Source organism: Variovorax sp. 10L421, assembly GCF_056395365.1.
Map to the genome: position 1 here is coordinate 51,728 of NZ_JBFTJJ010000003.1, position 19,356 is coordinate 71,083.

The 19,356-nt window shown below is 66.9% G+C and carries 21 protein-coding genes and 1 riboswitch; of the genes, 16 read left to right on the plus strand and 5 right to left on the minus strand.

Annotation, left to right across the window (positions count from 1 at the left end):
• Window positions 1-88 precede the first annotated feature (88 nt).
• Window positions 89-1,468: a chromosomal replication initiator protein DnaA gene (gene dnaA / locus AC1DFC_RS06550; protein ID WP_007834823.1), complete on the minus strand. Its 1,380-nt coding sequence runs from the start codon at window positions 1,466-1,468 to the stop codon at window positions 89-91.
• 307 nt (window positions 1,469-1,775) lie between these two features.
• Here dnaA and rpmH point away from each other — a divergent pair, with 307 nt between their 5' ends.
• From rpmH to AC1DFC_RS06585, 7 genes are all read left to right on the plus strand, one after another.
• Window positions 1,776-1,910: a 50S ribosomal protein L34 gene (rpmH, locus tag AC1DFC_RS06555; RefSeq protein WP_007834827.1), complete on the plus strand. Its 135-nt coding sequence runs from the start codon at window positions 1,776-1,778 to the stop codon at window positions 1,908-1,910.
• Window positions 1,911-1,996: 86 nt separating this feature from the next.
• Window positions 1,997-2,419: a ribonuclease P protein component gene (locus AC1DFC_RS06560; RefSeq protein WP_007834830.1), complete on the plus strand. Its 423-nt coding sequence runs from the start codon at window positions 1,997-1,999 to the stop codon at window positions 2,417-2,419.
• Complete coding sequence (gene yidD / locus AC1DFC_RS06565; RefSeq protein ID WP_007834832.1) at window positions 2,416-2,703, plus strand: membrane protein insertion efficiency factor YidD; 288 nt, start codon at window positions 2,416-2,418, stop codon at window positions 2,701-2,703. The genes AC1DFC_RS06560 and yidD overlap by 4 nt, the downstream gene beginning before the upstream one ends.
• Complete coding sequence (gene yidC / locus AC1DFC_RS06570) at window positions 2,700-4,409, plus strand: membrane protein insertase YidC (protein WP_007834833.1); 1,710 nt, start codon at window positions 2,700-2,702, stop codon at window positions 4,407-4,409. The genes yidD and yidC overlap by 4 nt, the downstream gene beginning before the upstream one ends.
• Before the next feature lie 70 nt (window positions 4,410-4,479).
• Window positions 4,480-5,886: a tRNA uridine-5-carboxymethylaminomethyl(34) synthesis GTPase MnmE gene (mnmE, locus tag AC1DFC_RS06575; RefSeq protein WP_007834834.1), complete on the plus strand. Its 1,407-nt coding sequence runs from the start codon at window positions 4,480-4,482 to the stop codon at window positions 5,884-5,886.
• 90 nt (window positions 5,887-5,976) lie between these two features.
• Complete coding sequence (locus AC1DFC_RS06580; RefSeq protein WP_007834835.1) at window positions 5,977-6,438, plus strand: Crp/Fnr family transcriptional regulator; 462 nt, start codon at window positions 5,977-5,979, stop codon at window positions 6,436-6,438.
• A gap of 93 nt (window positions 6,439-6,531) precedes the next feature.
• Window positions 6,532-7,485, plus strand: a complete 954-nt coding sequence (locus AC1DFC_RS06585) for a zinc ribbon domain-containing protein (protein WP_478178851.1) — start codon at window positions 6,532-6,534, stop codon at window positions 7,483-7,485.
• A 58-nt stretch (window positions 7,486-7,543) separates the two neighbouring features.
• Here AC1DFC_RS06585 and AC1DFC_RS06590 read toward each other — a convergent pair whose 3' ends face one another.
• Window positions 7,544-9,529: a monovalent cation:proton antiporter family protein gene (locus AC1DFC_RS06590; protein WP_007834837.1), complete on the minus strand. Its 1,986-nt coding sequence runs from the start codon at window positions 9,527-9,529 to the stop codon at window positions 7,544-7,546.
• Window positions 9,530-9,785: 256 nt separating this feature from the next.
• On the opposite strand from AC1DFC_RS06590, the gene AC1DFC_RS06595 reads away from it, so the two are divergent.
• From AC1DFC_RS06595 to AC1DFC_RS06610, 4 genes are read left to right on the plus strand one after another with little or no spacing between them, the layout of a single operon-like run.
• The gene (locus tag AC1DFC_RS06595) at window positions 9,786-10,787 is read left to right on the plus strand and encodes a KpsF/GutQ family sugar-phosphate isomerase (protein ID WP_007834839.1); all 1,002 of its coding nucleotides are present in this window, start codon (window positions 9,786-9,788) and stop codon (window positions 10,785-10,787) included.
• On the plus strand, window positions 10,787-11,335 hold the full coding sequence (locus AC1DFC_RS06600; protein WP_007834841.1) for a KdsC family phosphatase: 549 nt from the start codon (window positions 10,787-10,789) through the stop codon (window positions 11,333-11,335). The genes AC1DFC_RS06595 and AC1DFC_RS06600 overlap by 1 nt, the downstream gene beginning before the upstream one ends.
• Window positions 11,332-11,982 (plus strand): LPS export ABC transporter periplasmic protein LptC, encoded by a 651-nt coding sequence (lptC, locus tag AC1DFC_RS06605; RefSeq protein ID WP_007834842.1) that lies wholly within the window; start codon window positions 11,332-11,334, stop codon window positions 11,980-11,982. The genes AC1DFC_RS06600 and lptC overlap by 4 nt, the downstream gene beginning before the upstream one ends.
• Window positions 11,983-12,765, plus strand: a complete 783-nt coding sequence (locus AC1DFC_RS06610; RefSeq protein ID WP_007834843.1) for an SDR family oxidoreductase — start codon at window positions 11,983-11,985, stop codon at window positions 12,763-12,765.
• An 83-nt stretch (window positions 12,766-12,848) separates the two neighbouring features.
• Here the strand turns inward: AC1DFC_RS06610 and AC1DFC_RS06615 are convergent, their stop codons facing one another.
• On the minus strand, window positions 12,849-13,388 hold the full coding sequence (locus AC1DFC_RS06615) for an RNA recognition motif domain-containing protein (protein ID WP_007834844.1): 540 nt from the start codon (window positions 13,386-13,388) through the stop codon (window positions 12,849-12,851).
• Between the two features lie 261 nt (window positions 13,389-13,649).
• Window positions 13,650-13,835: riboswitch (yybP-ykoY riboswitch) on the plus strand.
• A 5-nt stretch (window positions 13,836-13,840) separates the two neighbouring features.
• Between AC1DFC_RS06615 and AC1DFC_RS06620 the strand changes: the two genes are divergently transcribed.
• From AC1DFC_RS06620 to AC1DFC_RS06635, 4 genes are all read left to right on the plus strand, one after another.
• Window positions 13,841-14,404 carry a TMEM165/GDT1 family protein gene (locus AC1DFC_RS06620; protein WP_007834845.1) on the plus strand — a complete coding sequence of 188 codons (564 nt, stop codon included), beginning with the start codon at window positions 13,841-13,843 and terminating at the stop codon, window positions 14,402-14,404.
• Between the two features lie 224 nt (window positions 14,405-14,628).
• Window positions 14,629-15,792, plus strand: a complete 1,164-nt coding sequence (gene metX, locus AC1DFC_RS06625; RefSeq protein ID WP_042673612.1) for a homoserine O-succinyltransferase MetX — start codon at window positions 14,629-14,631, stop codon at window positions 15,790-15,792.
• Window positions 15,789-16,379 carry a methionine biosynthesis protein MetW gene (metW, locus tag AC1DFC_RS06630; RefSeq protein WP_007834857.1) on the plus strand — a complete coding sequence of 197 codons (591 nt, stop codon included), beginning with the start codon at window positions 15,789-15,791 and terminating at the stop codon, window positions 16,377-16,379. Before metX ends, metW begins: the two co-directional genes overlap by 4 nt.
• Window positions 16,380-16,398: 19 nt before the next feature.
• Complete coding sequence (locus AC1DFC_RS06635) at window positions 16,399-16,986, plus strand: IMPACT family protein (RefSeq protein WP_056517353.1); 588 nt, start codon at window positions 16,399-16,401, stop codon at window positions 16,984-16,986.
• On the opposite strand, the gene AC1DFC_RS06640 is transcribed toward AC1DFC_RS06635, so the two are convergent.
• Window positions 16,931-17,857: an ion transporter gene (locus AC1DFC_RS06640; RefSeq protein WP_007834860.1), complete on the minus strand. Its 927-nt coding sequence runs from the start codon at window positions 17,855-17,857 to the stop codon at window positions 16,931-16,933. The two genes, AC1DFC_RS06635 and AC1DFC_RS06640, sit on opposite strands and share 56 nt — an antisense overlap.
• Before the next feature lie 114 nt (window positions 17,858-17,971).
• On the opposite strand from AC1DFC_RS06640, the gene AC1DFC_RS06645 reads away from it, so the two are divergent.
• Complete coding sequence (locus tag AC1DFC_RS06645) at window positions 17,972-18,490, plus strand: bactofilin family protein (RefSeq protein ID WP_007834862.1); 519 nt, start codon at window positions 17,972-17,974, stop codon at window positions 18,488-18,490.
• Here the strand turns inward: AC1DFC_RS06645 and AC1DFC_RS06650 are convergent.
• Window positions 18,487-19,272, minus strand: coding sequence for a DUF72 domain-containing protein (locus tag AC1DFC_RS06650; protein WP_007834864.1), 786 nt, complete (start codon window positions 19,270-19,272; stop codon window positions 18,487-18,489). The genes AC1DFC_RS06645 and AC1DFC_RS06650 overlap by 4 nt on opposite strands.
• Window positions 19,273-19,356 lie beyond the last annotated feature (84 nt).

Sequence of the window (19,356 nt, forward strand, 5' to 3'; positions counted from 1 at the left end):
CTTCTTCCTCTTCTCTATCTCTTTGAATCAGCTTGTAAGGGCGCCATTCTCCGCTGTCGCGAGGGGCTTTCTTGATGACATTCGGCGGTCAGCCCTTGAGCGTCTGCTCGAGCACGTGAAGCTGCTGGTTGAGTTCGGTGAGCTGCTGGCGCTCGCCGGAGATCTTGCGCACCGCGTGCAGCACCGTCGTGTGATCGCGCCCGCCGAACAGCTCGCCGATTTCGGGCAGGCTTTTCTGCGTGAGCTCCTTGGCCAGGTACATCGCGATCTGCCGCGGCCGCGCAATGCTGGCCGGACGCTTCTTGCTGTACATGTCGGCGACCTTGATCTTGTAGTAGTCGGCCACCGTCTTCTGGATATTCTCGACCGAGATCTGACGGTTCTGGATCGACAGCAGGTCGCGCAGCGCCTCGCGCGCCAGGGCGATCGAGATCTCCTTCTGGTTGAAGCGCGAGTAAGCCAGGATCTTGCGCAGCGCGCCTTCGAGTTCACGCACGTTGGAGCGCACGTTCTTGGCGACGAAGAAGGCCACTTCTTCCGGCATTTCGGCCGATTCGGCGCGCGCCTTGTTGATCAGGATGGCCACGCGCATCTCGAGCTCGGGCGGCTCGATGGCCACCGTGAGGCCCGAATCGAAGCGCGACACCAGGCGTTCGTGGATGTCGGCCAGGCCCTTCGGGTAGGTGTCGCTGGTCATCACGATGTGCGACTTCTTGGCCAGCAGGGCCTCGAACGCATTGAAGAATTCTTCCTGCGTCCGGTCCTTGTTGGCGAAGAACTGCACATCGTCGATCAGCAACAGATCGAGCGAGTGATAGCGCTCCTTGAACTCATCGAAAGTCTTGCGCTGATAGGCTTTGACCACATCCGAGACGAACTGCTCGGCATGGATGTAGAGAACTTTGGAATCCGCCTTGTCGGCCAGCAGCCGGTTGCCCACAGCGTGCATCAGGTGGGTCTTGCCCAAGCCGACGCCGCCGTAGATGAAAAGCGGGTTGTAAAGATGGCCCGGCATGCCGGCCACGTGCATGGCCGCGGCGCGCGCCATGCGGTTGGCCGTGCCCTCGACCAGGGTGTCGAAGGTGAGACCGGAATTCAGCCTGTTCTTGAAGCCCGCGGCGGCCGGCTCCTCGCCCGGGCCGGCCACGTCGCGCGGCACGTCGGTTTCGGCCATGACGGCCACAGGTGCAGGGCGTACGGCCGCTTCGCGAGGAGCAAGCGCTAACTCAATGGCGACCGGCTGGCCGTACATCTTCTCGGCCATGGCGGCGATCTTGCCGGCGTACTGGGCCCGGATCCAGTCGAGCTTGAAGCGGTTGGCGACGAACACCGTCATGCGCGAGAGGTCGTCGGCGACCTGCGCAGTCAGGGGCTTGATCCAGGTGTTGAATTGCTGCTCTGACAGCTCCTGCGCGAGTTGGTCGACACAGGCCTGCCAGAGGCTTTCGCCGATGCCGTCAGTCGACATGGGCGCTTGAAAAAGTGATGAGACCCTCGGGCATTTTTTGGTATAGGTATTGTGGATATTCTCTGCTGGAAGGCGCCCGGCATTCTAACTTGTCAAAACCTTATCCACACGCCGCCGGGCCGATCGAAAGGCCCGCAAATCCACTCGAAGATTGTTCCGGCGGCCAATGTTTGCGATAATTGCGGGTTTCCCTGAAAACCTCTTGCGTCTTTCGGGGACCATCCGAAACACGCTCCCCCGGCGGCCCGCAGGTACTTCATGCTTTTTGTGCGAAGAACCGGCGCGAACAGGGAAATAGGAAATCACCATGAAACGCACTTATCAAGCATCCAAAGTCCGCCGCGCCCGTACCCACGGCTTCCTGGTCCGCATGAAGACCCGCGGCGGCCGCGCCGTCATCAACGCACGCCGCGCCAAGGGCCGCAAGCGCCTGGCCGTCTGACGGCAGCCCACCTGCCGTTGCCAGCAGCCGACACGTCAGCGCAGGCTTCCACAGCCAGCGCTTCCGGCGTATCCGGTCCGGCTTCCATGCAGCGGCTCAAGACCCGCGCGCAATTCCAGGCCGTCCTCGCAGGTGCCACCGTGGCGCGCACTGCTCATTTCGCATTGCATCGCTGTGCGCTCGATCTCGCATCGGGCGCACCGCCGTTGTTCGCGTCCGACGATGTCTGGCTGGGCGCCATGGTGCCCAAGCGCTGGGCGCGTCGCGCGGTCACGCGCAATGCCATCAAGCGCCAGATCTATACGGTGAGCGCCGCACCCGGCGTCGGCTTGCCACGTGCTGCGCACGTGGTGCGGCTGCGCGCCGGTTTCGACCGCAAGGAATTCGTGAGCGCCACTTCGGACAAGCTCAAGGCAGCGGTGCGCGCCGAGCTCCGGCAGCTGCTGGCGCGGGCGGCGCGTTCTTCCGCTCCCGCTTCGGCGCCTCCGCCCGCTTCCTCCTCGTCATGAAACGCCTGCTGATCGGCCTTGTGAAGGGCTACCGCCTGCTGCTGAGCCCCTGGCTCGGCCAGTCGTGCCGCTTCACGCCGACCTGCTCGGTGTATTCGATCGAGGCGCTGGAAGTGCATGGCGCGCTCAAGGGCAGTTACCTCACTCTGCACCGCATCGCGCGCTGCCAGCCATGGTGCGATGGCGGGCACGATCCGGTTCCACCGAAATCACAGCGTCGCACTGACAAGTCAGGCTCGCTGTTTTCGTCTCTTCTCTCCTCCGACAAGAAGTCTTCGTCATGAACGATATACGCCGCACGATCCTGTGGGTGATTTTTGGGTTCTCGCTGGTGCTGCTGTGGGACCAATGGCAGGTCTTCAACGGCAACAAGCCGACCTTCCTGCCGTCGAGCAAGCCGGCCGCGGTGGCCTCCGCCCCGGCCGCGGGCAGCGCACCCGCTGCCAGCAACGGCGTGCCGGCTGCATCTTCGTCGGGCGCGAGCGGCGGCAGCGCCGGTGCCGTGCCCACGCAAGCCGCTGCAGCCGCGCCGCGCGAGCAGGTCAGCGTGACCACCGACCTGTTCAAGGCCACGATCGACAGCGAAGGCGGCACAGTCAACCACCTCGAACTGCTGAAGTACGACGAAGCCGACCGCACCAAGCGCGTCGTGCTGTTCGAAAACGGCTCGCCGGCCACGCGCTATGTGGCGCAGACCGGCCTGCTGAATCCCGTCGACTCGGGTGAGCGCTTTCCCAACCACCTGACGCAGATGACGCCGAAGGCCGGCCCGCGCGAGATGGCCGATGGCCAGAACACGCTGGAAGTGGGCTTCGAAAGTGCCCCCGTCGGCGGCCTGAAGTACGTCAAGACCTACGTGTTCCACCGCGGCGACTACGCCATCGGCGTGCGCCACGAGGTGGTCAACACGAGCGACCAGCCGCGCGACGCCCAGCTCTACATGCAGCTGCTGCGCCATGGCACCGTGGCCGCCGGCACGATGTTCGGCACCAACACCTTCACCGGTCCCGCCGCGTACACCAACGAGAAGAAGTTCCACAAGCTCGACTTCAAGGACATCGCCAAGGGCAAGATCGAACCGCCCCCGCCGGCCAACGACGGCTGGATCGCGATGGTGCAGCACTACTTCGTGTCGGCCTGGCTGCTCAAGGGCGACCCGGCGAGCGAACAGCTGCGCCGCGAGTTCCGCGTGAAGGATCTGGGCGACAACCTGTTCACCGTGGCCATGGTGGCCACGCTGCCCAAGATCGCCCCCGGCGCCACGCAGGTCGTGAACAGCACGCTGTTCGCCGGCCCCGAGGAAGAAAAGAAGCTCGAAGCCATCGCGCCCGGCCTGGACCTGGTGAAGGACTACGGCATCTTCGCGATCATCTCCAAGCCGCTGTACTGGCTGCTGAACCAGCTGCACGGCATCCTGGGCAACTGGGGCTGGTCGATCGTCGCGCTGGTGGTGCTGCTGAAGGCGGCCTTCTACTGGCTCAACGCCAAGGCCTACGCCAGCATGGCCAAGATGAAGGCCATCAACCCGAAGATCATGGAGATGCGCGAGCGGCTCAAGGACAAGCCGCAAGAGATGCAGCAGGAGATGATGCGGATCTACAAGACCGAGAAGGTCAATCCGATGGGTGGCTGCTTCCCCATCGTGATCCAGATCCCGGTGTTCATCGCGCTCTACTGGGTGCTGCTGTCGTCGGTCGAAATGCGCCACGCCCCGTGGATCGGCTGGATCACCGACCTGTCGGCACCGGACCCCTGGTACATCCTGCCGATCGTGATGACGGCCACCTCGCTGTTCCAGACCTGGCTCAACCCGACGCCGCCCGATCCGATGCAGGCCAAGCTGATGTGGATCATGCCGCTCGCGTTCAGCGTGATGTTCATCTTCTTCCCGGCCGGCCTGGTGCTGTACTGGATCACGAACAACACGCTGTCGATCGCACAGCAGTGGTTCATCAACAAGCGCCTGGGCGTGCTCGGCGCCAAGAAGTAGCCGCACGACGCCCCAGTCATCCCCCGAAAGGGCCGCGAAAGCGGCCCTTTTTGCTGAAAGAATCCGTACCATGCTTGCCCGCACCACCGATCCCATCGTCGCCATCGCCACTGCCTCGGGACGCGGCGCGGTCGGCATCGTGCGGGTGTCGGGGGCCAGGCTGGCACCGCTGATCGATGCCATCTGCGGCCGCGTGCTCAAGCCGCGCGAAGCCACCTACCTGCCGTTTCGCGATGCGCACGGCGAGCCGGTCGACCATGGCCTGGCCGTTCACTTTCCCTCGCCGAATTCCTTCACCGGCGAGGACGTGCTCGAACTGCAGGCCCACGGCGGCGCGGTCGTGTTGCAGCTGCTGCTGGCGCGCTGCCTCGAAGCCGCGGCCGAGCCTGATCCCGTCACCGGCCGCGCTCGCCTGCCCGGCTTGCGCGTGGCCGAGCCCGGCGAATTCAGCCAGCGGGCCTTTCTCAACGGCAAGGTCGACCTGGCACAGGCCGAGGCCATTGCCGACCTGATCGACGCCAGCACCGAGGCGGCTGCGCGCAGCGCCGGGCGTTCGCTATCGGGCGCGTTCTCGCGCGAGATCCACACGCTGCGCGATGCGTTGATCCACCTGCGCATGCTGGTCGAAGCGACGCTCGACTTTCCGGAAGAAGAGATCGATTTCCTCCAGAAAGCCGATGCCACCGGGCAACTGGCAAAGCTGCAGTCGCAGCTCGCAGCCGTGCAGCAGCGCGCGAAACAGGGTGCGCTGCTGCGCGAAGGCATCAAGGTCGTGATCGCAGGCCAGCCCAACGCGGGCAAGAGCTCGCTGCTCAATGCGCTGGCCGGTGCCGAACTGGCCATCGTGAGCGCAGTGGCGGGCACCACGCGCGACGTGGTCTCGCAGACCATCCAGATCCACGGCGTGCCGCTGCACGTGGCCGACACCGCCGGCCTACGCGAGAGCAGCGACGAGGTCGAGCAGATCGGCGTAGCGCGTGCCTGGGGCCAGATCGAAAGCGCCGACGCCGTGCTGTTCCTGCACGACCTGACGCGCGCCCATCTGGCCGACTACGCCGCCGCTGATGCCGACATCCTGGCCGGCCTGCGCCAGAAGCTGCCTGCGAGCGTGCCGGTGCTCGACGTCTGGAACAAGCAGGACGCTGCGCCTGACGCCCATGCCGGGCATGGCATCGCCCTGTCCGCCAAGACCGGCCTGGGCATCGAGGCCCTGCGTGAACAACTGCTGGCCATGGCCGGCTGGCAGGCCGTGCCCGAGGGCGTGTACCTCGCGCGGGCGCGCCACGTGCAGGCGCTGGCCCGGGTCGAAACGCACCTGGCGCTGGCGGCCAGCCATCTGGCGGCGCAGGCCCAGTTGCTCGACCTGCTGGCCGAAGAACTGCGGCTGGCGCAGAACGCCCTGAACGAGATCACCGGCGAGTTCGGCGCGGACGACCTGCTGGGCGTCATCTTTTCGCGCTTCTGCATTGGTAAATAGCGACAGCCGGTTTGAAAAACGTAAACAGTTGTAGCCGAATCTCCTGAGCATCGCTGATACTTCGGCTCACATGCGGGGGCCGAAGAAAACATGTCCATCCAGAACCTGAGCCGCGCCATCGCGGAGAACACGAGCACCGACGCGTTTGCGTTGACGTTCAACGTCCAGCAGTGGGAAACACTGGCGGGCTATCTGCAGCCCATCGATACCGGCGTTGGCGACGTGCTGATCGAACAGGGCACGCCGGACCGCTCGGTTTTCTTCATCGAGAGCGGTGCCATCAGCGTGCACCGCGTCAGCAGCAAGGAGCAGATGCGGCTGGCCGTGCTCACGCCCGGCTCGGTGGTCGGCGAAGGCTCGTTCTTCTCGCGCCAGCCGCATTCGGCCAACGTGGTGGTCACCGGCGCAGGCCGCGTGTGGCGGCTCACGGCGATCCGCTTTGCGGAAATGTCGAACCGCCAGCCCAACATGGCGCTGGAAATCGCGATGGCGCTCGGCGCCGTGATCGCCAAGCGCATGGCGCACCGCTCCAAGCGCGTCGCCGTGACCTGAGGCTGCGCTGTCCGCCGGCGGATCGATCTGCCACATGCGGGCAGGCCAGCCAGCTTTTCGTTTTGACCCCCGAGAGTAGTCAGTAAGCAATCCATGGCCTTGATCTGTCCGGTCTGCAGCACGGAAAACCGCGGCGGCGCGAATTTCTGCAGGAGCTGCGGCGTCAAGCTGCCTGCCGCGGGAGACCGGATTCCCCCGCCGCCGAGTCCCGAACGCGAATGGGCCGCCACCGCGCCCGCCCAGTTGCGCGCGCCGACCATCCCGGCGCCGCTGTTCGATCCGGACGAGCCGCTGCCTGCGCGCGGATCTTTTTTCGGCAGGTCGGCCGCGCGGCAGAGCGACGAGCATGAACAGACCGTGCTCATGGTGCACGACGACGAACTGCCGCGGACACCCGCGCCGCCCGCTTCGCCGCCGGGCCTGGAGTCGACCTGGGCCCCGAAGTCCGGAACGAAAAGGAGAAGCCGGGCCAAGGTCCGGCAATCCGTGCCGGCCGAACGGCCGCCGCGCAAGCGCGTGATCCTGCTGTGGCTCGGTCTGCTGGTGGTCGCGGTGGCAATGATCGTCGCCGGTTGGTCCGGCAACGGGACGCGAAAGACGCCTGCGGCCGCTGAAGAGGCCACCGCCACAGCCATCGAAACTCCCGCGCCCGTAGCCCCATCGTCGCTCGCCGAACCATCGCCGGCGGCGCCCGAACCCCAGCCCGCCGAGCCGGCCGTGACGCCGCCTGCCGTGGAAACCGCACCGGCTGCCGCCGCGGCGCCCAAGCCCGCTACCAAGCCGCGCAACAAGCAGGCGATCACTGCCGCACTACCGTCGAACGCGCCCGAACCCGCTGCCGTGGTCGCTGCCCCCGCCCCGGCGCCGGCACCTGTCGCTGCGGCCGAGCCCCAGGCCATGTGCGGCGACCGCAACTTCATTGCCAAGGCGCAATGCATGGCGGCCCAGTGCCTGAAGCCCGAATTCAAGGCCCACGCGCAGTGCGAAGCGGTGCGCCGCCAGCAACGCATCGAAGAAGAAAAGCGCAACCCGACGCTGATCAACTGAGCTCGCCTCTACCGGGGCACCCTGCGAAGCGGGTTCCGCGGCGTTCCCGAACAAGAAACTAGCCTTTTTGCAGGCGGTCGATGGCGATCGCCAGCGCAGCCGGCTTGCCGGACAGCACCAGCGTATCGCCCTCCGAAAGCACCGTGCCGTCGGCCAGCGCACGCGGCTGGCCGTCGTGCCGGCGCAGGCTGGCCACACGCACGCCGAGCGCGGACAGCGCCAGCCGTTCCAGCGGCTGGCCCACCGCGCGCGCGCCGGCGTTGAGCGTGAAGCTGTTGAGGCGCTCGTGATCGAGTTCGTCGGCGTTGTCGTCATCGGCGCCGTGGAAGTAGCCGCGCAGCAGGTTGTAGCGGGCGTCGCGCTGATCCTGCACCACGCGGATCACGCGGCGCATCGGCACGCCGACCAGCGCCAGCGCATGGCTCGCGAGCATGAGCGAGCCTTCGATGGCCTCGGGTACCACTTCCGTCGCTCCGGCCGCCTGCAGTTTTTCCAGGTCGTGATCGTCCTGCGTGCGCACGATCACCGGCACGTGCGGCGCATGGGCGCGCGTGTTGGCCAGCACCTTCATCGCACCGGGCACATCGAGGTAGGTCACGACGACGGCACTCGCGCGCGCCAAGCCGGCCGCCATCAAGGCCTGCAGCCGCGCCGCATCGCCGAACACCACCGAGTCGCCGGCGGCCGCGGCCTGCCGCACGCGGTCGGGGTCGAGGTCGAGCGCCATGTACGGGATGCCCTCGCGTTCGAGGATGCGCGCCAGGTTCTGGCCGCAGCGCCCGTAGCCGCAGATGATCACGTGCTGTGCGGTGTTGATGGTCTTGCGCGCGATGGTCGTCATCTGCAGCGACTGCTGCAGCCAGTCGCTGGCCACGAGCTTTCGCACGATGGCGTTGCTGTACATGATGATGAACGGCGTCGTGAGCATCGACAGCACCATCGACGCCAGCACCGGGTTGGCCAGCCACGGCGGCAACAGGCTGCGCTCCTGCGCCAGCGTCAGCAGCACGAAGCCGAACTCGCCGGCCTGCGCCAGGTAAAGGCCGGTGCGCAGCGACACGCCCGAGGTGGCGCCCAGCACCCGCGCCAGCACCGTCACCAGCCCCAGCTTGAACGCCAGCGGCATCAGCAGCAGCACGGCCACCAGCAGCCAGCGTTCGACCACGATGTGCCAGTCGAGCGACATGCCCACGGTGATGAAGAACAGCCCCAGCAGCACGTCGTGGAAGGGACGGATGTCGGTCTCGACCTGGTGCTTGTATTCGGTCTCCGACACCAGCATGCCCGCGATGAAGGCGCCCAGCGCCAGGCTCAGGCCGGCCAGTTCGGTGAGCCAGGCCAGGCCGAGCGTGATCAGCAGCACGTTCAGGATGAAGAGTTCTTCGCTGCGCCGCCGCGCAACCAGCGTGAGCCACCAGCGCATGATGCGCGGGCCGCCGTACAGCAGCACGCCGATCAGGAAGCTCGCCTTCAGCAGCGCGAAGCCCAGCGCCTTGGCCAGCGCCTCGGGCGGTGCGCCCAGCGCGGGAATCAGCACCAGCAGCGGCACCACGGCCAGGTCCTGGAACAGCAGCACGCCCATCACGCGCTTGCCGTGTTCGCTCTCGAGTTCGAGCCGCTCGGCCATCAGCTTGACCACGATGGCCGTGCTGCTCATGGTGAGCGCGCCCGACAGCGCCAGCGCGGTCTGCCAGCCGAGCCGCCACGACGGCGGCAGCCAGTGGGCAATCAGCAGCGCGCCGGCCGTGGCGATGGCCATCGTCAGCAGCACCTGCAGCAGGCCGAGGCCGAACACGTGTTTTCGCATCGCGCGCAGCTTGGGCAGGCTGAACTCCAGCCCGATCACGAACATGAGGAACACCACGCCGAATTCGCCCAGGTGCTGGATGCCTTCGGTGTTCTGCGCCAGCGCGAAGGCATGCGGCCCGATCAGCACGCCGGCCGAGAGATAGCCCAGCATCGGCGGCAGCTTGAGGGAGCGGCACGCCACCACGCCGATCACCGCGGCGAGGAGATACAACAGCGTGAGATCGAACGAAGACATAGGCGGCGATGCTAGAGCAAGACCCGTGCGCAGCGCGTCGGGGAGGACACGCAGTGCCGAGCGTGGGGGCAACGAGCGCCGCCGGGCCGCCCCAAGGCGCGAGCGCCCCCTCGGGGGGCAGCGAGGACACGCAGTGCCGAGCGTGGGGGCAACGAGCGCCGCCGGGCCGCCCCAAGGCGCGAGCGCCCCCTCGGGGGGCAGCGAGGACACGCAGTGCCGAGCGTGGGGGCAACCCTCCGACCCGTAAAATCCGGCAATGAGCTCCCGTCCCGTCCCGGCCCCCGTGGTCGACCCCGAAGCCATCCTCGCTCGGGCACGTCTCACCTTCGACATCGAAGCCGAAGCCGTCACCGGTCTGAAGACCCGCGTCGGCCCGAGCTTCGTCGAGGCCGTGCGCAAGATCCTCGAAGTGCGCGGCCGCGTGGTCGTGATGGGCATGGGCAAGAGCGGCCACGTCGGCCGCAAGATCGCCGCCACCCTCGCCTCCACCGGCACGCCCGCGATGTTCGTGCACCCGGCCGAGGCCAGCCACGGCGACCTTGGCATGATCAAGGCCGTCGACCTGGTGCTCGCCATTTCCAACAGCGGCGAGGTCGAAGAACTCACCGTCATCCTGCCGGTCGTCAAGCGCCAGGGCGTGCCCCTGATCGCCATGACCGGCCGCCCTGAATCCACCCTCGCGCGCCATGCCGACATCGTGATCGACGCCGGCGTGTCCAAGGAGGCCTGTCCGCTCAACCTCGCCCCCACCGCGAGCACCACCGCCCAGATGGCGATGGGCGACGCGCTGGCCGTGGCGCTGCTCGACGCGCGCGGCTTCGGTTCGGAAGACTTCGCGCGCTCGCACCCGGGCGGCGCGCTCGGGCGCAAGCTGCTCACCCACGTGAGCGACGTCATGCGCTCCGACGACGATGTGCCGCGCGTGGCACCCGACGCCGGCATCGGCGAGCTGATGCGCGCCATGAGCAACAAGGGCTTCGGCGCCGCGGCGGTGATCGCGCCCGACGGCCGCGCGCTCGGCATCTTCACCGACGGCGACCTGCGCCGCCTGATCGAAGCCGGTGCCGACCTGCGCAGCCCCAAGGCGGCCGAAGTGATGCACCACAACCCGCGCACCATCCGCGTCGACGCGCTGGCGGTGGAAGCGGCCGAGCTCATGGAGCAGTGCGGCATCACCCGCCTGTTCGTGATCGACGGCGAGGGCGTGATCGTCGGCGCCATCAATACCAACGACCTGATGCGCGCGAAGGTCATCTGATGCCGCTCGAGTTCCAGGCCGAGACATTGCTCGCCGCGCAGGACGTGCGCATCGTCTTCTTCGACATCGACGGCGTGCTGACCGACGGCGGCGTGTACTTCACCGAGCACGGCGAGACGCTCAAGCGCTTCAGCATCCTCGACGGCTACGGCCTGAAGCTACTGCGCAAGGCGGGCATCGTGCCGGCCGTGATCACGGGACGCGACTCCAAGCCGCTGCGCGTGCGGCTCGAGGCGCTGGGCATCGAGCACGTGCGCTACGGCACCGAAGACAAGCTGCCCGCCGCGCAGGCCATGCTCGACCAGCTCGGCTTCACTTGGGCGCAGGCCGCGGCCATCGGCGACGACTGGCCCGACCTGCCGGTGCTCCTGCGCGTGGGCTTCGCCGCGGCGCCGGCCAATGCCCACGCGGAAGTGCGCGGCATCGCGCGCTACGTCACCCGCGCGCGGGGCGGCGAAGGCGCGGCGCGCGAGTTCTGCGACCTGCTGCTCACGGCCTGTGGCCAGTACCGCGTCATGCTCGACGCAGCCCGGGGCCCGAATACATGAACAATGTCAAACGCGCATGGGGCATGGTGCGCGACGTCCTCGACCGCGCAACGATCTACCTGCCGATCATCCTGACGGCGGCCGTCGCGCTCGGCACCTACTGGCTGGTGCGCAACGCGCCCAAGCTGCTGGAGCCCACGGCCAAGGCCGCGCCCACGCACGAGCCCGACTACTTCATGCGCGATTTCGTCATCAAGAACTTCCTGCCCAACGGCGACCTGCGCAGCGAACTGCATGGCACCGAAGGCCGGCACTACCCGGATTCGGACACCATGGAGGTCGACAAGGTGCGCATGCGAACGGTGTCGCCCGAAGGCCTCGTGACGCGCGCAACGGCCGACCGGGGCGTGTCGAACTCCGACGGCAGCGAGATCCAGCTGTTCGGCAATGCGATCGTCATCCGCGATCCGTCCGTGGGGCCCGGTGGCAAGCCTGCGCCGCGCCTCGAGTTCCGTGGCGACTTCCTGCACGCCTACGTCGACACCGAGCGCGTCACGTCGAACAAGCCGGTCACGCTGATCCGCGGCACCGACCAGTTCACCGGCGACACGCTCGACTACGACAACCTGAGCGGCGTGGCGAATCTGAACGGCCGGGTGCGCGGTGTGCTGATTCCTTCAGCGGCCGCTCCTTCAGGGAAGCGCTGAATGACTCCATCCCCGCTTGTCTTCATCACCGGCGCCTCGAGCGGCATCGGCCAGGCGCTGGCTGCGAGCTTCTACGATGCGGGCTACCGCCTGGCGCTGGTCGCCCGGCGCACGGGCGAGATCGAATCGTGGGCTGCGGCGCGCCAGCTGAGCGCAGACCGCTACCGGATCTACAGTGCCGACGTGGCGCAGACCGACAGCATCGTCGCTGCCGGCAATGCCTGCATCGCGCAACAGGGGCTGCCCGACGTGGTGATCGCCAATGCAGGCATCAGTGTCGGCATCGACACGGCCGAGCGTTCCGACCTCGACGTGCTGGCGCAGACCTTCGCCACCAACAACGTCGGCCTGGCCGCCACCTTCCATCCATTCGTGCGCGCGATGGTGCAGCGCGGCAGCGGGCGGCTGGTGGGCATCGGCAGCGTGGCGTCCATCCGCGGGTTGCCGGGGCACGGCGCGTACTGCGCCAGCAAGGCCGGCGTGGTGGCGTACTGCGAGAGCCTGCGCGGCGAGCTGCACGGCAGCGGCGTCAAAGTCGTCACCCTGTGCCCGGGCTACATCGATACGCCGCTGACGCAGGGCAACCGCTACGGCATGCCCTTCCTCATGAAGGCCGAGGATTTCGCCGCCCAGGCGCTGCGCGCCATCGAGGCCGGTACGAGCTATCGCGTGATCCCGTGGCAGATGGGCGTGGTTGCCAAGATCATGCGCATGCTGCCCAACGCCGTGCTGGACCGGGCGGTGCAGGGGCGCGCGCGCAAGAAGCGCAGCGGCGAGGCCTGACGAGCCGCACGCGCCGAGCGATCGGCCATTGAAAAAGGCTCCCGAGGGAGCCTTTTGTCTGTGTGCGCCTTGCAGTGCAGGGCTCAGTAGCCGCTGTTGCCGCCGCCGTAGCCACCGCCGCCACCGCCGGAACGGCCACCGCCGCCACCGCCACGGGGGCCGGCGCCGTAGGGGCTGCGGAAACCGCCATCGCCACCACCACCGCCGCCGCTGCGGCCACCACCACCGCCGTAGCCGCCGCCACCGCCGGAGCGGCCACCGCCACCACCACCGTAGCCGCCACCACCGCCGCCGTAGCCACCGCCACCACCGCCGCCATAACCACCACCGCCGCCGCCGTAACCGCCGCCACCACCGCTGCGCGGGGGACGTGCTTCCATCGGACGCGCTTCATTGACGACGACGCTGCGGCCGCCCAGGGGCTGGCCGTTCATGCCGTTGATGGCGGCTTGTGCTTCCGCGTCACTGCCCATCTCGACGAAGCCGAAGCCCTTCGAGCGGCCCGTGTCGCGTTCCATCATGACCTTGGCGCTGGTCACTGCGCCGAACTGCCCGAAGGCCTGTTCGAGATCTCCGTCGCGCACCGAGTAAGGCAGGTTGCCGACGTACAGTTTGTTGCCCATCAAGGGACTCCTATAAACACATCAAGAAAAGCGATGGAGTCCCGGAAAGCATCACTCAAACGAGAGCCGTCGAGCCGCGCGAAACTGACCGATCACCGAACTTGCCCCCCGACCAAAATGAAGAGGGAGGCTCGTGCATTATGGGTGAAATAGCCGAAATGCAAGCAGGAATTTGCGTCTTGAGGTAGCACCTGTCAAAACTCCTGGGAGCTAGCGCCTACTTGCGCGGTGAGGCGAGGTCCTTGGTGCTACATGTACAATCCGCCCGTCATTGGGGAGTAGCCGCCTTCCGATTTGCGAGAGGGGCCCGCGTCAACAGACTTGTCCTGCCCCACAGGACATGGCGCGTGCAGTGAACACACCTGGCGAGACCTTTGACCGTGCAACTTCGGGAATATGGCCGAAGGTGTTGCACGGTCAATTGCGTCCTTCGGCCCAAGGAACCCCTCATCATGGAAGCTTTTCTGGTTGCAACCGGCGTGGTTGCGCTCGCCGAAATGGGCGACAAGACCCAACTCCTGGCCCTCCTGCTCGCAGCCCGCTTCAGGAAACCCTGGCCGATCGTCCTCGGCATCTTCGCCGCCACCCTCATCAACCACGCGCTGGCCGGCGCGGTCGGCAACTACATCACGCGCTGGCTTGGGCCTGATGTGCTGCGCTGGATCCTGGGCGGCTCGTTCATCGCGATGGCCGCGTGGATGCTGATTCCAGACAAGCTCGACGACGATGACGCCCCGGGCGCGTCGAAGTTCGGGGTCTTCGGCACCACCGTGATCGCGTTCTTCCTCGCCGAGATGGGCGACAAGACCCAGATCGCCACCGTCATGCTCGCCGCCCGCTTCACGCACGATTATTTCTGGGTGGTGGCGGGCACCACGCTGGGCATGATGCTGGCCAACGCGCCGGTGGTATGGCTCGGCGAGAAGATCGTGCGGCGCGTGCCGATCAAGCTCGTGCACGGCATCTCGGCCGCGATCTTCCTGGTGCTGGGCATCATCATGATCATCGGCTGGTAAGAAAAAGGCAGGGGCCCTTCCAGAAACACCGCGGAACCGGCTTTGCCGGGCCGCAGGTGTTGCCCCCGAAGGGGGTTGGCGAAGCGACACGAAGTGCGCGCAGCCTGGGGGATATACTTTGCCTTGCGCCGATTTGCTTCAGCTTGCGGGCGCTTTATAAGTCCAGCTAAAGACAGGCGCGGCAGACCCGGCTCGTTTTTGGCGAGGCCGGGTTTTTTTCATTCATGTCGTCGTCACCATCCTTGGTCGTCACCTCGCAGTCGATGCAGTTCGCAGGCCCCCTGGCCCTGCGCAGCGGCGCGTCGATCAGCGACTACACGCTCGCCTACGAAACCTACGGCACCCTGAACGCCGAGCGCAGCAATGCGGTGCTGGTCTGCCACGCGCTCAATGCGTCGCACCACGTCGCGGGCGTCTACGAAGGCCAGGCCCGTTCCGAAGGCTGGTGGGACAACATGGTCGGTCCGGGCAAGCCGGTCGACACCGATCGCTTCTTCGTCATCGGTGTGAACAACCTCGGCTCCTGCTTCGGCTCGACCGGACCGATGCACGCCAACCCCGCCACGGGCCGCGTCTACGGCGCCGACTTCCCGGTGGTCACGGTCGAGGACTGGGTGGACGCCCAGGCCGTGCTGCTCGACGCGCTCGGCATCCGCACGCTCGCGGCTGTGATGGGCGGCAGCCTCGGCGGCATGCAGGCGCTCTCGTGGACGCTGCAGTATCCCGACCGCGTGCGCCACGCCGTCGTCGTGGCGAGCGCGCCCAACCTCACGGCCGAGAACATCGCCTTCAACGAGGTTGCGCGCCGCGCCATCGTCACCGACCCCGATTTCCACGGCGGCCACTTCTACGAACACGGCGTGATCCCCAAGCGCGGCCTGCGCATCGCGCGGATGATCGGCCACATCACCTACCTCAGCGACGACGTGATGAACGCCAAGTTCGGCCGCATCCTGCGCAGCGCCGTGGAGGGCGAGGCCGCGGGGCTCGACTACCGCTACTCCACGCAGGATGTCGAGTTCCAGATCGAAAGCTACCTGCGCTACCAGGGCGACAAGTTCAGCGAGTACTTCGACGCCAACACCTACCTGCTGATCACCCGCGCGCTCGACTACTTCGACCCCGCACGCAGCCACGGCGGCAAGCTCAGCACCGCGCTGGCCCAGGCCACCGCCCAGTTCCTGCTCGTGAGCTTCAAGACCGACTGGCGCTTCTCGCCCGCGCGCAGCCGCGAACTGGTGAAGGCGCTGCTCGACAACCGCCGCAACGTCAGCTACGCCGAGATCGATGCGCCGCACGGCCACGACGCCTTCCTGCTCGACGACGTGCGCTACATGGGCGTGGTGCGCTCCTACTTCGAGCGCGTCGCCAAGGAGTTCCTGCAATGAGCGACCTCGAGCATCAACGATTGATCGCCGAGCTGGTGCCGCGAGGCGCGCGCGTGCTCGACCTGGGCTGCGGCGACGGCGCCCTGCTCGATCTGCTGCAGCGCGAGCGCGGCTGTACCGGCTACGGCGTGGAGATCGCCGACGGCAACGTGCTGCAGTGCATCCGCCGCGGCGTCGACGTGATCCAGCTCAACCTCGACGAAGGCCTCGCGATGTTCGACGACGCCTCCTTCGACGTGGTGCTTCAGATCGACACTCTGCAGCACCTGCGCAATGCCGAGGTGATGCTGCGCGAGACCGCGCGCGTGGGCCGCATCGGCGTCGTCGCATTTCCCAACTTCGCGCACTGGCCCAACCGCCTGAGCGTGGCGCGCGGCCGCATGCCGGTGACGCGCCGCCTGCCCTACCAGTGGTACGACACGCCCAATATCCGCGTCGGCACCTTCAAGGATTTCGAGGTGCTGGCCGGGAAGAACAACCTGCGCGTGCTCGACGCCTTCGGCCTGCAGAACGGGCGCGACGTGCGCTGGCTGCCCAACGCGCGCGCCAGCACGGCGGTCTTCAAGTTCGAGCGCGGCGGCGGCTGAACGCCACGAAGAACGCCGGATGAGCTTCACGCTTGCACAGCCGGTCCACAGCGAGCTGCTCATCAAGAAAAGCCGCTTCATCGGCTGCGTGCAGCCGGTGGCCGACCGGGCGGCCGCGCTGGCCGTGGTCGCCTCGCTGCGCGCCGAACATCCCGCCGCCGCGCACGTGTGCTGGGCCCTGATGGCCGGCGGCCAGTCGGCCGCGAACGACGACGGCGAACCCGGCGGCACGGCTGGCCGGCCGATGCTGGAGGTGCTGCGCCACCAGCAGGTCGAAGGCGCGCTCGCGACCGTGGTGCGCTACTTCGGCGGCGTGAAGCTCGGCGCGGGCGGCCTCGTGCGGGCCTACACCGACGCGGTCGCACAGGCCCTGCTCGGCGCCACGCTCGTGCCGTTGCTGCGCCAGCGCAGCCTGCGCTGCGCCGTGCCCTATGCGCTCGAAGGACTCGTGCGGCGCGAACTCGCCGCGGCCGGGGCGGTGCTCGACGGCGTGCAGCATGGCGACGACGTCGCCTTCGCCTTCTCGCTCCCCGAGCCCGACGCCGACGCCTTCATCGCCCGCCTCGGCGATGCTGCGCAAGGGCGCGTCGTCTGGCCGCAGGCGTAACGCGCTTCGGCGGCACGCTGAGCGGCGCCGTCATCGCGAGGATGCCGCGCGGCGCCAATGGCATTGCTTCGTCATCGGGTCCGCGCCGCGCCATCTCCGCGGTCACGATGCCGGTCGGCACCGCGAGCACGCCCCAGCCCAGCAGCATCATGACGGAGGCGATCGCACGGCCCAGGTCGGTCTTGGGCACGAGGTCGCCGAAGCCCACCGTGGCCATCGTCGAGATGGCCCAGTAGATCGCCACCGGGATGCTGGTGAAGCCATGCACCGGCCCTTCGACCACGTACATCAGTGTGCCCATCACCAGCACCACCAGCATCACGAAGCCGACGAACACGGTGATCTTGCGCCGGCTCGATGCCACCGCCGACACCAGCGCGCGGTACTCCACCGAGTAGCGCGACAGCTTGAAGATGCGGAACACGCGCAACAGCCGCAGGATGCGCACGTCGATCAGGTAGGCCATCTCGGGCGCGAAGGCCACGAGAAAAGTCGGCAGCAGCGCCAGCAGGTCGATCACGCCATAGAAGCTCGTTGCATAGCGCAGCGGCTTGTTCACGCAGCTCAGCCGCGCGAGGTACTCCAGCGTGAAGAGAATGGTGAACACCCACTCGAGCACATTGAACAGCGGCCGCCACTGCTCTCGGATCGGCTGCACGCTGTCGAGGATCACCACCAGCACGCTGGTCACGATCACCGCGATCAGCGCCAGGTCGAACATCAGACCGGCGCGCGTGTCGGCCTCGAAGATCACCGTGAACAGCGTGCGCCGCCAGCCGTGCGTGGGCTTGTCGAAGCGTGAATCGGTGGCGGACGACATGGCGCGCGAGGCGTGTGCGGCGGAGAGGTTGTCGGTGTTCGAGCGGCTCATGGCGCCACATTGTCATGTCCATGGCCGACTTATTCGGTTACGCTTATTGCGCAATGAAGTGCCGCAGGCCGTGAGCGCGTTCTTACGATAGTCCCTTTCTTGAGGAGCTCCCCCTTGGCTACACAGTCCCCCTTCTTCGGCAAGCGTGATCGTGACACCGATTCGTTGACATCGCGCCCTGCACCGCTCGTCGGTTCGGGCACCAATCTCTCCGGAACCCCCGTCAATCCCTCGTCGCTGACCGCACAGCAAGGCGGCCTGAACGCGGCCGCCGCACCTGCCGCCAAGGAAGGCGGCAGCAAGCTCACCGTCGGCCCAAACATCAAGCTCAAGGGCGTCGAGATCACCGATTGCGACACGCTCGTGGTCGAAGGCCTCGTCGAGGCCACCATGGACTCGCGCCTGATGCAGATTGCCGAGCAGGGCGAGTTCAAGGGCTCGGCCGAGATCGACATCGCCGAAATCCGCGGCGTGTTCGACGGCAGCCTCACGGTGCGCGAAAAGCTCGTGATCCACTCGACCGGCAAGGTCACCGGCAAGATCCGCTACGGCAAGATCGTGATCGAGGAAGGCGGCCAGCTGTCGGGCGAGATCAGCTTCGGCGCCAAGCCGTCGCTGCACGCGGCGGCTTAAGCCTCCACCACGGGAGGCTTCCATCCCAGGCGCTCCAGCAAGGCACCGGCCGCGGCCGGTGCCTTTTCTTTGGCGCCGTTGATGAAGTAGACGAACACGTCGCGCTTCCTGGGCGACTCGGCCCAGCCCTGCGCGCGTGCGGCCCAGGTGTCGAGCGCCTTGGGGGCGTAGCCGGTCTTGAGCCCGGCGTCGGCCATCATGAGCCGTGCGTAGGCGACATCGCCCTCGGGCTCCTCGAACGATGGAAACTTGTCGGCGTCCGTGAACACGGTCGAGACCTTGTGCTTCTTCGCGAGTGCCTTGTAGGCGGGCACGATGAAGCTTTCGTGCCGCACGTCCATCACGTGCCGCAGCACGCGGCTGCCCTCCTTCTTGGGCAGCAGCTCTAGAAAAGCCTCGAAGTCTTCCGCATCGAACTGCTTGGTCGGCATGAACTGCCACACGATCGGTCCGAGCTTGTCGCCGAGCTCGCTCACGCCGCTGTCGATGAAGCGCTTGATCGAGTCTCCCGCGGTGGCAAGCACCTTGCGATTGGTGGTGAAGCGCGAGGCCTTCATCGAGAACACGAAGCCTTCGGGCGCTTCGTCGTGCCACTTGCGGAAAGTCTCGGGCTTGAAGGTGCTGTAGTAGGTGCCGTTGATCTCGATGGCGCTGACCTGTCGGCTTGCGTAGTTCAACTCCTTCGCGTGCGCGAGGCCCTTGGGATAGAAGTTGTCGCGCCAGGGTTCGTAGGTCCAGCCTCCTATGCCCACCTTGATCCGAGTCGATGCTGCCTTGCTCACATTGCGCTCCGGGTTGAGATCGCCCGCACTCTACGCGGGCTCGCCGCCGGGCGCAAAATGCGTTTTTTCGTCACCCGCGGAGAA

What these genes read in the sequence shown, in the direction of transcription:
- AC1DFC_RS06640 (WP_007834860.1), bottom strand. Translation starts at nt 17,857, where the DNA reads ATGAGCCGCTCGAACACCGACAACCTCTCCGCCGCACACGCCTCGCGC.
- rpmH (WP_007834827.1), top strand. Translation starts at nt 1,776, where the DNA reads ATGAAACGCACTTATCAAGCATCCAAAGTCCGCCGCGCCCGTACCCAC.
- dnaA (WP_007834823.1), bottom strand. Translation starts at nt 1,468, where the DNA reads ATGTCGACTGACGGCATCGGCGAAAGCCTCTGGCAGGCCTGTGTCGAC.
- AC1DFC_RS06600 (WP_007834841.1), top strand. Translation starts at nt 10,787, where the DNA reads ATGCCGCTCGAGTTCCAGGCCGAGACATTGCTCGCCGCGCAGGACGTG.
- lptC (WP_007834842.1), top strand. Translation starts at nt 11,332, where the DNA reads ATGAACAATGTCAAACGCGCATGGGGCATGGTGCGCGACGTCCTCGAC.
- AC1DFC_RS06580 (WP_007834835.1), top strand. Translation starts at nt 5,977, where the DNA reads ATGTCCATCCAGAACCTGAGCCGCGCCATCGCGGAGAACACGAGCACC.
- metX (WP_042673612.1), top strand. Translation starts at nt 14,629, where the DNA reads ATGTCGTCGTCACCATCCTTGGTCGTCACCTCGCAGTCGATGCAGTTC.
- yidC (WP_007834833.1), top strand. Translation starts at nt 2,700, where the DNA reads ATGAACGATATACGCCGCACGATCCTGTGGGTGATTTTTGGGTTCTCG.
- AC1DFC_RS06560 (WP_007834830.1), top strand. Translation starts at nt 1,997, where the DNA reads ATGCAGCGGCTCAAGACCCGCGCGCAATTCCAGGCCGTCCTCGCAGGT.
- AC1DFC_RS06595 (WP_007834839.1), top strand. Translation starts at nt 9,786, where the DNA reads ATGAGCTCCCGTCCCGTCCCGGCCCCCGTGGTCGACCCCGAAGCCATC.
- AC1DFC_RS06590 (WP_007834837.1), bottom strand. Translation starts at nt 9,529, where the DNA reads ATGTCTTCGTTCGATCTCACGCTGTTGTATCTCCTCGCCGCGGTGATC.
- AC1DFC_RS06585 (WP_478178851.1), top strand. Translation starts at nt 6,532, where the DNA reads ATGGCCTTGATCTGTCCGGTCTGCAGCACGGAAAACCGCGGCGGCGCG.
- AC1DFC_RS06635 (WP_056517353.1), top strand. Translation starts at nt 16,399, where the DNA reads ATGAGCTTCACGCTTGCACAGCCGGTCCACAGCGAGCTGCTCATCAAG.
- AC1DFC_RS06615 (WP_007834844.1), bottom strand. Translation starts at nt 13,388, where the DNA reads ATGGGCAACAAACTGTACGTCGGCAACCTGCCTTACTCGGTGCGCGAC.
- metW (WP_007834857.1), top strand. Translation starts at nt 15,789, where the DNA reads ATGAGCGACCTCGAGCATCAACGATTGATCGCCGAGCTGGTGCCGCGA.
- AC1DFC_RS06620 (WP_007834845.1), top strand. Translation starts at nt 13,841, where the DNA reads ATGGAAGCTTTTCTGGTTGCAACCGGCGTGGTTGCGCTCGCCGAAATG.
- AC1DFC_RS06610 (WP_007834843.1), top strand. Translation starts at nt 11,983, where the DNA reads ATGACTCCATCCCCGCTTGTCTTCATCACCGGCGCCTCGAGCGGCATC.
- yidD (WP_007834832.1), top strand. Translation starts at nt 2,416, where the DNA reads ATGAAACGCCTGCTGATCGGCCTTGTGAAGGGCTACCGCCTGCTGCTG.
- mnmE (WP_007834834.1), top strand. Translation starts at nt 4,480, where the DNA reads ATGCTTGCCCGCACCACCGATCCCATCGTCGCCATCGCCACTGCCTCG.